Source organism: Paenibacillus sp. 32352, from assembly GCF_002042965.1.
GTDB classification, from domain to species: domain Bacteria; phylum Bacillota; class Bacilli; order Paenibacillales; family NBRC-103111; genus Paenibacillus_S; species Paenibacillus_S vulneris.
Map to the genome: position 1 here is coordinate 614,685 of NZ_MZNT01000001.1, position 13,339 is coordinate 628,023.

Consider the following 13,339-nt stretch of genomic DNA (forward strand, 5'->3'; position numbering starts at 1 on the left):
GGAACACGGATGGACGGACGAGACTGGAAAAAATTTTTATTGCCTTACGAGCAAACGGTAGAGGAAATGAAGGTTAAGTTCAAGACGCTTCGCACCGAATTGAAGGCTCGCGAAGAGTATTCTCCAATAGAGTTTGTAACAGGACGTGTCAAGAAGATTTCGAGCATTTTGGAAAAAGCCAAACGATTGAATGTTCCTATGGAGCAGTTGGAGACGGGGATTGAGGATATAGCGGGCATACGCATCATGTGCCAGTTTGTAGAGGATATCGAACGGCTTGCCGAACTGATCCGCGAGCGCGAGGATATGACGCTAGTCTACGAGAAGGATTATATTCGCAATAAAAAGCCTAGCGGTTACCGAAGCTATCATATGATCGTAGAGTATCCTGTGCAGACAGCGCTCGGAATGAAGCGGGTGCTGGCTGAAATCCAAATTCGGACTCTTGCCATGAATTTTTGGGCTACCATCGAGCATTCGTTAAATTATAAATACCGGGAAAGCTTGCCTGAGGACGTTATCAAGCGGTTAAGCAAGGCCGCTGAAGCGGCCTATCAGCTGGACGAAGAAATGAGCAGCATCCGCGAGGAAATCGTAGAATCGCAGCAAATGTTTGAGGATAAATCCAATATTGTAACGAGAGTGCTGAACGGCATTCAGGAGCTCTATTTTTACCGTCGAGTGCGTGAGGCTGCTCAATTTCAGCTGAGGTTTAATGAAAATTGGGAAATCGAGGACATGTGGTATTTCAAAGAGCTGCTAAGTGAAATCGATGAGGCGATTGGACGGGCGAAAAAAGGGCACCAGGAATAACGGAGGTGCAGGATGCAGGCTTCGTATGATAGGCTGTATGTGGAGTTTATCTATTACTTTAATAGGACACGGGATTATTTCGAATGCCATGAAGTGATGGAGGAGCTTTGGATGGAGGAAGGCCGGGCTCCTTTGTATCAAGGGCTCTTGCAGGTCGCAGTTGGTCTCTATCATCACCGCAACGGCAATCTGAGCGGTGCTGTCAAGCTCTTTACGGCGGCTTTGGAGAAGCTGGAGCCGCGGCAGGCAGAGGGGCCTGGCATAGACCTGCCAAAGCTGGTAGCGGACAGCAAGCTCTATTTGCATCGTTTGGAACGGATAGAGGAGGAGCCCTTCCTATTTTATGATTTGGATATTCATATCTCCGATCCGGTACTGAACCGCCTTGTGGAAGAGCTGTGCGAGAACCCGCCGAAACCTCATGAAGACGGACATGAATAGGGATCAAGACCGTTGTAGCCCGGAGCTATAGCGGTCTTTTTGCGTTCATATAGGTACATGATAGATTCGGCAGCAATACGTAAACTAGAGGGCGGCTTCATTTGTCTTAGAATAAGACATAAATAGATGAGTTACAGACATTAAAATGTAAGCGTTTCCGTTATAAAATAAAAGCGATGCATTTGAAAAAGTAAAGTAACTAAAGGGGGATACAAAAATGAAAAAGCTGTCCGTAGTCTCGCTCGCACTTTGCTTTACCGTATCGCTGGTTGGCTGTAACGGAACGGAGAAGCCCGCTGCGCCAACAGCCCAAGAAAAGCCTTCTGACACCATTCCCGAGCTCAGTAAGGACAAGGTCACAGTAAAAATAATGGCAAGCGGAGGAATGCTCTCCGATGATGAGGTAAAGAAATATATAGCCGATCCGGTTGCCAAGAAGTATCCCCAAATTACGATCGAAAGGATCAACGCCTCTGCGTCTAAGCTGCCTGAGCTGATATCGGCTGGAGAAATTCCCGACATTGTCGCTAACTATCCGGGGCCAATGGGCAGCAATCTGGCGGAATATAAGCTTTTATTCAATATGGAGCCGTTGATTAAAAAATACAGATTCGACACGAGCCGATTTTCGCCTGAAGCACTGGAAACGCTGAAAATTGCCGGAGGTCAGGATTATTTGGCCGGACTGCCCGCCTATACGAACTCCTTCGCGCTGTTTTATAACAAAGATATATTCGATAAGTTCGCCATTCCTTATCCCAAGGAGGGGATGTATTGGGATGAGGTTGCAGAGCTTGCCAAGAAGCTGACAAGGACGGATAACGGCGTTGCTTACCGGGGAATTTTTCCAGACGGCATCGGCCGCATTCAGCAGCAGCTGTCCATTCCCTTCGCCGATTTTAACTCGAACAAATCGCTTCTTATGAGCGATCAATGGAAAGAGGCCTTCCAGCTGTGGGGCGCTCAATTCAAAATTCCCGGCTTAACCGAAGGCGATTTCAAGGTGCCGAACGCGGGTAAAAATCAAACGGCCTTCGTGAACGGCACTTTGGCGATGATTGCCAGTCACAGCAACCTGCTGAACACGCTAAAAACCGCTCCTCAGATCAACTGGGACATGGTGACGTATCCGCAGCACCGCAAGGCGCCAGGGATCGGGCAGCGGCTCGACTCCCCGATCTTGTCCATTACAGAGCAAAGTAAAGTGAAGGATGCGGCCTTCCTTGTGCTGGACACCATTTTGTCCGATGAGGTTCAAGCCGAGATGATGCGTGGAGGCCGGATGACCGTTCTGAAGGACGAGAAGCTGAAATCCGAATTTGGCAAAGGCTTGAGGGAATTCGAGGGCAAGAATTTGGCCGCGATGACCAAGCTGAAGTTCGCGGTAATGACACCGTTTAAATATTTGCCGGATGGAGATGTCGATAAAATTTTAACGAAAGCATTCAATGCATATATCGTGGATGAGACCGACTTGAATACCGCTCTTCGTACTGCGGATGAGGAAATGAACAAGCTGATTCAGGACAAATTGCGTAAATAAGCTGTGCACAAAGAAAGGATTGCTTTTCATGCTCTGTCTTCTCATCGAAGAAGGGGCATGGGAAGCAATCCTTTTGTTATAGCTGAGGGTAGTTTAACCGTGTTACTGGGAGCTTTTATATTTTTGCAAAAACTGCTTAAAGGTATCGGCGGTATGTCCCTGCTCCCCGGCAGCGGCGATCCCGCCTTCGATCCGCTCCACTTCCTTACCGCCTTTGTAGTAAATCAGCGTAGGAGTGTACTTAATATTATATTTACTCCAGCCGTCCTTGAACTCCTCCAAATTGAACTGCTTCACGTCGAGGTTCAACTCTTTGGTCATCGGATATAGGATTGGCGTGGTGCGTTTACAGTGAGGACACGTCGATGCGAAATAATAAAGGAAAAAATCCTCTTTATTGCTTAATTTCTTATCCAGCTCCGCAGGCATAATCAGATTCTGATAGTTCGGGTCGTTCAGCAGCTTGACGGTTTCGGGATTCAGCTTCTCCGGTGCTACGCCGTAGGGGTTATTGGCGTATTGGCTGTTCTTGGCTTTATCCGATTGTTGATTAATCACGTAAATGGCTGCGAACAAGACAACGATAATGGACAAATAAATAGCGAGCTTTTTCATACATTCCCTCTTTCCGGAAAAAATAGCATGTTTCAAACCTATTCATTCGCCGGAGTGGGCCGGATTTCCTGTTATATTGCCGAGCGATTATTGAAGGAATTTCGACAAAAGCGTGGAATAATTCAATAAGCATTTTCGTTCTGCCTTTATGACTATACAACGAATAGACTGCGGGGAATTTGACTTGCGTAAACAACGGATTTCCATCCATCCTTATCTATGGCTTCTCTTGGGTCTTCTAGTACTGAGCGGCCTGTTTTATTCGGTGTATTTCGTCTTTATACCCAAATCACAGCATGCTTCACAGGTCAATGCCGCAGAAACTACCAAGGACCGGGCTAAAGTATTTACGTCCGCCGCTCCTTATCGTGTGTTGGAGGACTACAAGCTCAAGAATGCAGACTTGCCGATATATGATTTCGGTAAGCTTCAAATAACCAAATCAAAAATTAGCCGGGGGATGGCACTCAACGTCAAGAAGGGTCACGTCTTAAAGCAATATACAACCCCGGACGGGAATGGAATGCTGTATTTTATCCAGAGGGAGCAGAAGCTGGAGAACCAGGCGTGGACACAGGTGGACATGGCAGCCATGGAGCCTCAAGCTGACCAGCCCGTTCAAGAGACGATTGCTTATACCTTCGGTCCCATGACGGAGCCGTTCACGCAATCCACACAGCTGTGCGGTTTTCTGTCGGATCATGAATTTTTGTATACGACTGTCCTGAATGACGAACAGCAATGGGTTTATCAGGTCAACAAAATGAACCTGGCCTCCAAAACCATTACCCCCGTGCTGGAGCTGTTCCGATATGAAGAGCTGCCCAGCAATGCAGGGAAGGCTTTGCCTGTTATATATTCCGCCGTCTTGACTCCGGATATGAAGCATTTGTTTGTTCGAGACAGCATCAACGGCATTACCCATTATGATTTGCAAACAGGGGCGAGGAAGTGGATCGTCAGCGGCTCTAATGAAATTCATCCCGGCGAGCATTTTGAAATCATCGGGAACAGCGGCATAGCTATCTATGGCGCTAACCGCTATCAGAGCGATGTGTCTTGGATCGATATGAACGACGGCTCGATACGCCAGCCTTTTAGTTCAGAGCAGGGGTTCGTTGATCCGGGAACGGATGCAAAAGGCAAGGTTATGTATTATAATTTTACTTATGACCGAAGCGACAGCAACGTTTTGAAGGGTGACAATCAGACGCTGCTCTTGTCCTATGGAGTTCAGCTTGTTGATTTTAAGGGGAATATGTTAAAACGATTCGCGCTTCCAAAGGATTCGAAGGACAGGCTGGAATTCGGCGGGTACAGCGAAAGCAAAAAGGCGGTTCTGCTGCATCAGTATACGATAGGAACGAACAGCAAAGGGGCAGCCTATAAAAAAACGGTTCGCTGGCTGATCGGGGATATGGCCACAGGCACGATGACGGAGCTGAAAAAGGTGGATGTGCCGGACAGCTGGGATAAAAACGATATCGTATTCGGTAAAATATGCATAGAGCCTTATTCTCCTGCAGCCGAAGCGCAGGTTTTTGTCAATGTTGCGGATAACAGCTATTATATGAGCCGCTGGAAAACAAAGCAGGTTGCGCTGCATCAGGATGAGGATGTCGTTATGTTCGCGGACGTGGTCAGCAAAAGAGTGTTCTCGAGCTCTTTCACGCGGCCGGATCTCCTGGTTGCAGCCTTCAGCTATAAGAAATATAATTGGGACAATCAAGATTTCGGCTGGATGAACGGACGCTGGATGGCTCGTTATCAGAACCAGCCGGATGGAGATAAAATTTTCTTTTTTCAAATTAATTAGTGCATAGTTGCGGAAAGTTGGACAACAGGTATGGGCAGTCAGTTGCCTGAAGCATTTGTAACGAAGATGAAATCATTGCTGGGAGAAGAATTTCCGGCATTTATAGCCTCTTATGAGGAAGCAAGGAGGTACGGCCTCCGTGTCAACACTTTGAAATGCAGTGTGAACGAATTTCTATCCTTAATGCCTTCCCTGCAGGAACCGATTCCTTGGACCTCGACAGGGTACTATTACCAAGAAGAAGATAGACCGGGCAAGCATCCGTATTATCATGCAGGGCTGTACTACATACAGGAGCCGAGCGCTATGGCGCCCGCAGAGCTGCTGGATGTTCAGCCCGGCGAACGGGTGTTGGATTTATGTGCCGCCCCCGGCGGGAAATCGACTCAAATTGCCGCCAAGCTGCAAGGGCAAGGGCTGCTGGTTACGAACGATATTCATCCGGACAGAGTCAAGGCATTAGTCAAAAACATAGAATTGAACGGCGTTCGAAATGCGGTGGTGTTGAATGAGCGGCCCGACAAGCTGCAGCACCCGTTTCGGGCGTTTTTTGATAAAATATTGATCGATGCTCCATGCTCCGGCGAAGGCATGTTCCGCAAGGAAGAAGAGATGGCCAAAGCCTGGCATCCCGACTGGGTAACCCGTTATGCTTCCATGCAGCGGGATTTGCTAAGGCAAGCCGCTATCATGCTTCGTCCCGGCGGACGCATCGTCTATTCGACATGTACGTTTTCCCCGGAAGAGAACGAGGCGATGATCGCGCAATTTATTGCTGCCCATCCCCAATTCCGAATTGTCCCTATCCCTATGGAACACGGCTTCCAACCGGGAAGACCGGATTGGCTGGATATAGCGGAGCTAGGCTCCCTGCAAGCGGCGGCTGCAGCCCAGGAGGTAACGGGTACCGCCAGATTATGGCCTCATCATCTTGCCGGTGAAGGGCATTTTGTAGCCGTTCTTGAGTATCAGGCGGATAAAGCATCTCCCGAACGGTTAGCAGCGGAGACCAAGTTTTTGAAGGCGGATAAAGAACGCTTGAAAACCAAAGGCAGAGACCGTTACGGCACAGACAAGTTTTTATTTAAAAAGCAGCCGGTTATCGATCTTCAGCCGTTTTACTCGTTTATGCAGGAGCTGGCGCCGGAGGTGCCTACGGCCAATGTCGTCCTGCATGGAGAGCATATATACCTGTCTCCCGAAGGGCTTCCTGATCTCAGCGGCATTCGGGTCATTCGTCCGGGCTGGTATATGGGCAGTGTCCGCAAGCAGCGCTTCGAGCCGTCCCATGCGTTAGCGATGGGCTTGATGCAGAGCGATGTGAGACGCTGGATTGCGCTGTCCGTAAAAGCTTCGGAAACCGTTCGATACCTTAAAGGAGAAACGTTGGAGATCACGGAGGAGCAAGTGCTTCTGTCCGGAGATTTGGATAAGAAAAAAGGGTACTGTCTTATTACGGTTGACGGGTATGCTGTCGGCTGGGGGAAATGGATGGACGGCATGCTCAAAAATGAGTATCCCGCAGGTTGGAGGTGGACTTAGCATGAAGCAAACGATGAGGCTGGACAAGCTGCTGGCGAATACCGGGTACGGTTCGCGAAGCGAGATTAAAGTGATGGTGAAACGCGGAGCTATTATCATTAACGATCGCCCTGTCAAGGACAGCGGGATGCAAGTGAACCCATGGACGGATGTGATAACCGTAGATGGAGAAACGGTCCGGTATCGTGAATTCATCTATGTCATGCTGAATAAACCGCAGGGTGTCGTTTCGGCTACGGAGGATACAAGAGATCGTACGGTCATTGATCTGCTGGATGACGAATACAAGCATTTTCAGCCTTTTCCCGTCGGGAGGCTGGACAAGGATACCGAAGGCCTGCTGTTGTTGACCAATGACGGAAAGCTGGCCCATAACCTGTTATCACCACGGAAGCACATTCCCAAAACCTATTTTGCGGAAGTGGAAGGCGCCGTGACGGAAGAAGACGGCAAGCAGTTTCAGCAGGGAGTTCAGCTTGATGACGGCTATGTTACGATGCCAGCCCAACTGACCATTTTGCAATCGGGTCATCCCGATCAAGGGATCGTCTCGAAGATTGAATTGACGATTATGGAAGGAAAGTTCCATCAGGTCAAAAGGATGTTTCAGGCAGTGGGCAAACGCGTCGTCTTTCTTAAACGAATTTCGATGGGGCCGTTGCTTCTCGATGAGCATTTATTACCCGGGGAATACAGGGAGCTGACGGAAGCGGAGCTTCAGGAGTTAAAACAAGCGAACGGATAGTTACATTAATAAAAGCGGGGAACCTTAAAACATAAGCATAAATGAAGAAGACCGGAGCTCGTAGAGCCCCGGTCTTGCTGTTTGTGGCGCAAGCTTCATTGCTTTATCTGCATTTGCCTGGTTTATCGGTTGTTTTCTTAAAAGCTGACGAATCCCAGAGCAGCTGTTTATTTTCCTGTCATGGATGCATGACTTTCAAATCGTACCATTACATTATCCTTTATCCGATTACAACCAGCCAGCGCGGGTTACGATAACCAACAGAATAAACAATACGAGAATGACACCGACACTTGTAAATACTCCTCCAACTCCGGACATGCTGATTCCTCCTCGTGATTTGATATCATTCCGATAGGCAAGAGATCCATTACAGTAGTATTCATCCTTTACGCGGCATTTGCGGTGCCGCCCCACTTGGTATCGGAATTACTATATCCTATGACAAACATCATGATCGGTTTGGACTCCTGTCACAAGGTATATATTTTGGGCTTCAGTAGGACACTCTAATTATGGTGGTTTATATAAGGCACTACGACGATAAAAGTCCCATTGGAGGCGAGTATCATGACCGAAATCATGCTTAGACCGGATATGAAAACGGCCGGCGGGGAAGTAAACGATATTTTGTGGGACCATCAATTTGTCGGCAGTATGACCCTGGTATACCGCGAAAATGACCGCATTTGCGGGTCTGTGCAATTGGAGCAGGCCATGCTACCTCCCCATGCGAAGCAGCAGGTTATGGCTTATCTGCAAAGCTATGTTCAATCGTTAATCGATGCTATGGCGATTCATACCTGCGACGTGCTGGTCACTTACAGTGAATATGATCACATCATATCGACCGATCGTTTGGAATCCGGCCTGGAGGTTCAGAATGTCGAGGAGGATTACGATTATAGGCATTGGGCGGATGAGGATCGATTAGAGGATGAGCATCCGAATGAACAAAATGACTATCAAATGGTTACCCCTTCCTGGGATGGTCCTTTGCAAGAGGAGATTGACGATGGTGTCGACGAGTATTATGAGCTGGTCATTGTAGCCGAGTCTCGCAACAAAGTGGAATATCATATATATGACAACGAGCAACTGCTCGTTGCAGAGGCCGATATTCATATTAACGGCAGAGAGGTCAACGGAACGGTCAGCTGGCAGGTCGAGCCGGAGGATGATGAGATCGAGGTGATTACGGATCTTCTGGTCAGCGATTTTGACGAAGATTCGGTGGACGCCTTCGTGATTCATATGGAATGGGACGATAAAATTATTGAAACCATTGAGTTGACGCACGAGGATCTATTAGATGCTGACTTTGATTCCATGGAAGATGACGAGGAAGCAAATTCGTGGAATCAAGACGAATATACTATTGTATTGGCCCGGGATGATGGCGATATGCTGACCTATGAAATTTATCAGCAGTCCCACGGAGGACTGCCGATCGGCACCGCCACGGTTGACATCAGCCAGCGTCAGCTGACCGGCTTTATCGACTTCAGAGAGCCTGGCGATTCCGACGACAGGGAAGAGATTGCTATGCTGCTGATGCAGGAGCTGGATAAGGAAAAAGATTTTGAAACCTTTAACGTCACGATGCTGTTCAAGAACAAGCCATTTGAGGAATTGATGTTCGAGAGTGAGCAGGTCCATTAATCGGTGCGCATCACAAACTAAAAACACTCCGCAGGCTGGGCTTGAAGCAGGAAGTACCCCTTATGGCGATACTCCTGATTTCAAAGCAGCCGGGAGTGTTTTTTGCTGCTGGGCTTAGCAGTGCGGTTCAGTTCACCGCACTACAAAGCGAACTTATGATCCGACTCGGCGCAAGCCCTTCGGATAATGATTCTTTACTTGGCCGCCGCTCAGCTTGCCCCATCCGAGCGGCAAGCCGTCGATGGCGATAAGCACCCAGCCGTTATCGTCAGCCGGACTGTTCAGTGTCTCTCCGCGGAGGTAGCGGCCGATTTCGGGAGACTCCGCCGGGAAGTCGAGCGTACGCCGCGCGGCCCCCCGCGGCAGAGCCAGAGCAAGCGCATGAGACGGCTCAATGCGCGCTTTTTTCACTTCGGCCAGGTGAAGGCCCGGCCGAAGCACCTTCAGTCCGTTCAGCGAGCTCCGCTCGAACGGACAGCCTTCCGCAGCTGGCAGCCAATACAGCTGCTCGCCGAACAGAACGGCTTCTCCCGGAGGGAGCTCGAAGCCGGGCAATGCTTCCGCGGCGAACGCGCGAAAGAGCTTCATCGCCTCCTCCTCGGGTCTAGGGGAGGAGGCTCTTTTGCCGCCGGCTTTGCCGCGGGGGGCTACGGCGGCGGCAGGAGCGCTAACCCCCGCCGCAGCGTCTCCGTCGCCCTTGCGCAGCAGGGCGACAAAATGCCCCTCACCCGCATGAAGGTGAGGCCAGATGCGTTCGAGGCGCAGCAGCTCGAACTCGGGGTAACGGTCGAGCAGAGCGTCGACGGTGCGTTCATTTTCCGCAGTATTGAAGGTACAAGTCGAATACGCAAGCAGTCCGCCCGGCTTCAGCATCGTCACGGCAGCCTGGAGAATATCCCACTGCCTCGCGGCGCACATGCTCACGTGATCCGGCGACCACTCCTCTACCGCATCGGGGTCCTTGCGAAACATGCCTTCGCCGGAGCAAGGGGCGTCGACCATCATTTTATCGAAGAAAGCAGGGAATCTCGCCGCCAACGGGTCCGGGGCCATTTGGGTGACGACTGCGTTCGCTACGCCCATTCGTTCTATATTTTCGGCCAATATTTTGGCCCTTGCCGGATGGATCTCGTTGGTTATCAATAAGCCTTGCCCCTGAAGCTTGGCGGCAATCTGCGTCGACTTGCCTCCAGGCGCGGCGGCCAAATCCAGCACAATATCGCCAGGCTTCGGATCGAGCAGCGCGACGGCGGACATCGCGGAGGGTTCCTGGATGTAGTACAAGCCCGCGGCATGGTAAGGGTGTTTGCCTGGCTTGGCGTTATCGGCATAATAATAGCCGCCTTCACACCATGGGACAGGAGTCAGACCGAATTGCTCCGTCAGCTGTTCAAGTAATCCTTGATTTATCTTGGCAGGGTTTATGCGCAGCCCTTGTGTCCGCGGCAGTTCATAGCTGGCCAGGAAGCGCTCTGCTTCTTCTCCAAGCTGTTCGCGCATTTGCTGTTTAAAAGATTCGGGAAGTGATATCATCTTGAAGTCATTGCTCCTTATATTCCTTGACTTGATGCCGTCGTGTCTGTCAGTTGAAGCAAATACCGGTGAATATGAAGTCTAAGCATCAGACCCTATTATACAAGTTTCTCCTTATGGTGAGAAGTAAAGCACGAGTGACTGCCATGACGGGTACTGTCAGTGCAGTCTAAGAATAACAAAATCCCACTAACCTTCGGCTACCAGCCAAGATCAGTGGGATTTTACTTTTTTCATTTCATTATGGGGAAGGAAGTACGGGTTTAATCCAGTTCATGATTGGAATCGACGCTCGACGACGAGGCCCTTTTCTTATCCCGCCAAAATAATGCCGTCAGCATTCTCTCGATCCATTCCTTGTCCTGCTCCGTGAGTTCAATACCGTCAAAAGTCAATTCATTTTCGCGTATAAACCGGCGTAAATTGACCCTTGGCCGGGAATAGCCCGATTCCCGTTCGGTTTCCGTTTTCTCCAGATATCCGGCGACCTCCATGAGTTCGGAATAGGGGGTGTTCAAGCCCTCGGAGAGCTTCATAAGCACATCAGGGGACGGGACGCCGCGGTTACCGTTTTCAAGTTGGGAGATGTAGGCGGCGGAAACGCCGGAACGGTCGGCCAATTCCCGGATAGTGAAGCCTTTTAATTTGCGCATATCGCGCAGCTGCTCGTAAAAGTTCATTCATGACACCTGCATTTACCAGAAGTAAACAATAGTTTAGCTTTTTAATGATATCAGTAAACATAGGTAATTTCAACGGTCGGCGATACCATAAAATATGGAAGAAGGTACTAAGTTGCAAAAGTAAACAAAAATCATTGCACAAGTAAAACAAAGTAAGTATAATGTTTTTGGGGCAACTGGAAATAAAAGAGAGGAAGACATATCGAATGAAGATTAGAACGAAGACAGATGCATTTGTAAGAGCTCGCATTATCAAAGGAATGTCCCAGAGGGAACTGGCCAAGCAATCGGGACTTAGCCCGTCCTATATCAGCTTGTTGGAGCGTTCGGTCAAAACGGTAGGGCCGGCTACCGCCAAAAAGCTAAGCGAGCTGCTGGAGCAGCCGCTGGATATGCTGTTTGTTATTGAATAGCCGGCATTGCCCGAATATATATCTATTGTGCTGCGGCAAGGCGAAGAACAGTCCCCATGGTCCCGCATCGGTCAAAAGGCGACCACCTTGTTCTTGCCGCTAGTCTTGGCTTTATACATGGCTTCATCCGCCTGCTTGATCAGCTCGTCTGCCGTAATGTTTTTCTTATAGCGGCTGTACCCCATGCTGACGGTAACGATAGTCTCCGCCTCGACCCGGGCCCGTATCCGTTCCGCAAGCTCACTTGTGTCCACCTCGGTATCCGTCACCATCACAACCATTTCCTCCCCGCCGTAACGGCCGCATACCCCAATTTCCTCGGCTTCTTCCTTGACGATTTGAGCAACCTGCTTCAGTACCAGGTCGCCCATATGATGGCCTTTGGTGTCGTTGAGCTTTTTGAAATTATCGATATCGCTGAAAATAATGGATATGCCCACCCGTTGAGCGATATGCTGTGAGACGCGATTGTAAAAGTATTTTCGATTGTAGAGTCTCGTCAACCCGTCCGTAATGGAAGAATTATAAATCGCCTGCATGATTTCAATGATCCTCTCGAAAATAAACAGGAACAGCACGAGATGGAAGGCCATCGGAATCAGCTGCTCAAATTTGTTCAAGATGAACTGTTCGTTGTTAAACAGGTACATATTGGCCATATGGATCATATGGGAGCAAAAATACAGCGTCAGCATGACTTGGTATTTGCCGTTCTGCCCGATACGCGGGTTGATAAGCAAAAAGCTGATGAAAATGAGCAGGAACAAGTACAGCTCCATTCCCAAAGGCTGCATCAAACTTACCTGATCCGTGCTTCCCTGGAGCCAGTCCGGCATATACCAGTAAGTTACCGATACGAAGATAGTTCCGAGCATACATAGGATGAAGACAACCGTATCCTTCCACTTGGTAGGATTATACAATTGATAGATGCCGGTATTGACCAGCAAAAAGGAAAGCACCTTCAGCAAGAGAGCTATGAATTTGGCAAGATCGCTCTCGGTTTGCGTAATTTCGAATACGATGAGCTGCCCGTATTGAACCATGAGAATCAGCAAAGACAGCATGAGGGAGAAATAGCCGATCTTCCGTCGGCTGAGCAGCAGACGAACGGAAGCAAGAAGCGTTACAAGCAGAATACTCAAAATAATGGTGCAGGAGAAGACCGTACCCGATGTACCGGTCCACAAGTCAGTCAATTCGTTCATCAAGAATTAAAGCCCTCACATTCGGTAAAAAGATATAAGAATTCATGGAGAGATCGCCAGCATGCAGTTCTTAGACTGTTCGTTTTCATTTTTATCGGTAACCGAAGTGCAGTTTTTGAGAGGTATTGAAGAATCCTCCTGTTCGGTTGGGGCCAGGATTTCGTTAAGCGCTTTACTCTCTTAATTATACTTGATGGAATGAAAGGAAATCTATCAGAACTGTAAAATAGAACCCGGTAATTGGAAAAGGGAAGCTCCTGCTCTTTTTGCCGGAACTCTTGTAGTGACTTCTCAATGCTGTTACGATGTAGATAGGGATAGTTCG

13 protein-coding genes are annotated in these 13,339 nt (G+C 49.1%); 8 read left to right on the forward strand and 5 right to left on the reverse strand.

The genetic code is table 11. The features are described 5' to 3' along the window. The first annotated feature begins 9 nt into the window (after positions 1-9). The 3 genes from yjbM (at position 10) to B1728_RS02860 (ending at position 2,797) form a co-directional block, all read left to right on the forward strand. Positions 10-813: a GTP diphosphokinase gene (yjbM, locus tag B1728_RS02850; RefSeq protein WP_079908645.1), complete on the forward strand. Its 804-nt coding sequence runs from the start codon at positions 10-12 to the stop codon at positions 811-813. Between the two features lie 12 nt (positions 814-825). Further along, complete coding sequence (locus B1728_RS02855) at positions 826-1,254, forward strand: DUF309 domain-containing protein (protein ID WP_079908646.1); 429 nt, start codon at positions 826-828, stop codon at positions 1,252-1,254. 217 nt (positions 1,255-1,471) lie between these two features. Further along, entirely contained in the window at positions 1,472-2,797 is a 1,326-nt protein-coding gene (locus B1728_RS02860; protein ID WP_079908647.1) for an ABC transporter substrate-binding protein, read from the forward strand. Between the two features lie 102 nt (positions 2,798-2,899). On the opposite strand, the gene B1728_RS02865 is transcribed toward B1728_RS02860, so the two are convergent. Then, the gene (locus B1728_RS02865; protein WP_079908648.1) at positions 2,900-3,412 is read right to left on the reverse strand and encodes a thioredoxin family protein; all 513 of its coding nucleotides are present in this window, start codon (positions 3,410-3,412) and stop codon (positions 2,900-2,902) included. Between the two features lie 184 nt (positions 3,413-3,596). On the opposite strand from B1728_RS02865, the gene B1728_RS02870 reads away from it, so the two are divergent. The 3 genes from B1728_RS02870 to B1728_RS02880 are packed head-to-tail and all read left to right on the forward strand — an operon-like array spanning position 3,597 to position 7,515. Beyond that, entirely contained in the window at positions 3,597-5,228 is a 1,632-nt protein-coding gene (locus B1728_RS02870; RefSeq protein ID WP_079908649.1) for a hypothetical protein, read from the forward strand. A gap of 30 nt (positions 5,229-5,258) precedes the next feature. Then, entirely contained in the window at positions 5,259-6,770 is a 1,512-nt protein-coding gene (locus B1728_RS02875; protein WP_079908650.1) for an RsmF rRNA methyltransferase first C-terminal domain-containing protein, read from the forward strand. A gap of 1 nt (position 6,771) precedes the next feature. Beyond that, positions 6,772-7,515 (forward strand): pseudouridine synthase, encoded by a 744-nt coding sequence (locus B1728_RS02880; RefSeq protein ID WP_079908651.1) that lies wholly within the window; start codon positions 6,772-6,774, stop codon positions 7,513-7,515. Between the two features lie 228 nt (positions 7,516-7,743). Here B1728_RS02880 and B1728_RS02885 read toward each other — a convergent pair whose 3' ends face one another. Further along, positions 7,744-7,836: a sporulation protein YjcZ gene (locus B1728_RS02885; RefSeq protein ID WP_079908652.1), complete on the reverse strand. Its 93-nt coding sequence runs from the start codon at positions 7,834-7,836 to the stop codon at positions 7,744-7,746. Positions 7,837-8,085: 249 nt separating this feature from the next. Here B1728_RS02885 and B1728_RS02890 point away from each other — a divergent pair, with 249 nt between their 5' ends. Next, on the forward strand, positions 8,086-9,177 hold the full coding sequence (locus B1728_RS02890) for a hypothetical protein (protein ID WP_079908653.1): 1,092 nt from the start codon (positions 8,086-8,088) through the stop codon (positions 9,175-9,177). A 153-nt stretch (positions 9,178-9,330) separates the two neighbouring features. Here B1728_RS02890 and B1728_RS02895 read toward each other — a convergent pair whose 3' ends face one another. Together B1728_RS02895 and B1728_RS02900 are read right to left on the reverse strand one after the other, a co-directional pair. After that, the gene (locus B1728_RS02895) at positions 9,331-10,710 is read right to left on the reverse strand and encodes an RsmB/NOP family class I SAM-dependent RNA methyltransferase (protein ID WP_079908654.1); all 1,380 of its coding nucleotides are present in this window, start codon (positions 10,708-10,710) and stop codon (positions 9,331-9,333) included. 263 nt (positions 10,711-10,973) lie between these two features. After that, positions 10,974-11,390 carry a helix-turn-helix domain-containing protein gene (locus B1728_RS02900; RefSeq protein ID WP_079908655.1) on the reverse strand — a complete coding sequence of 139 codons (417 nt, stop codon included), beginning with the start codon at positions 11,388-11,390 and terminating at the stop codon, positions 10,974-10,976. A 209-nt stretch (positions 11,391-11,599) separates the two neighbouring features. Here B1728_RS02900 and B1728_RS02905 point away from each other — a divergent pair, with 209 nt between their 5' ends. Then, positions 11,600-11,806: a helix-turn-helix domain-containing protein gene (locus B1728_RS02905; RefSeq protein ID WP_079908656.1), complete on the forward strand. Its 207-nt coding sequence runs from the start codon at positions 11,600-11,602 to the stop codon at positions 11,804-11,806. 71 nt (positions 11,807-11,877) lie between these two features. On the opposite strand, the gene B1728_RS02910 is transcribed toward B1728_RS02905, so the two are convergent. After that, positions 11,878-13,014 (reverse strand): GGDEF domain-containing protein, encoded by a 1,137-nt coding sequence (locus B1728_RS02910; protein WP_079908657.1) that lies wholly within the window; start codon positions 13,012-13,014, stop codon positions 11,878-11,880. Between the last annotated feature and the right edge of the window lie 325 nt (positions 13,015-13,339).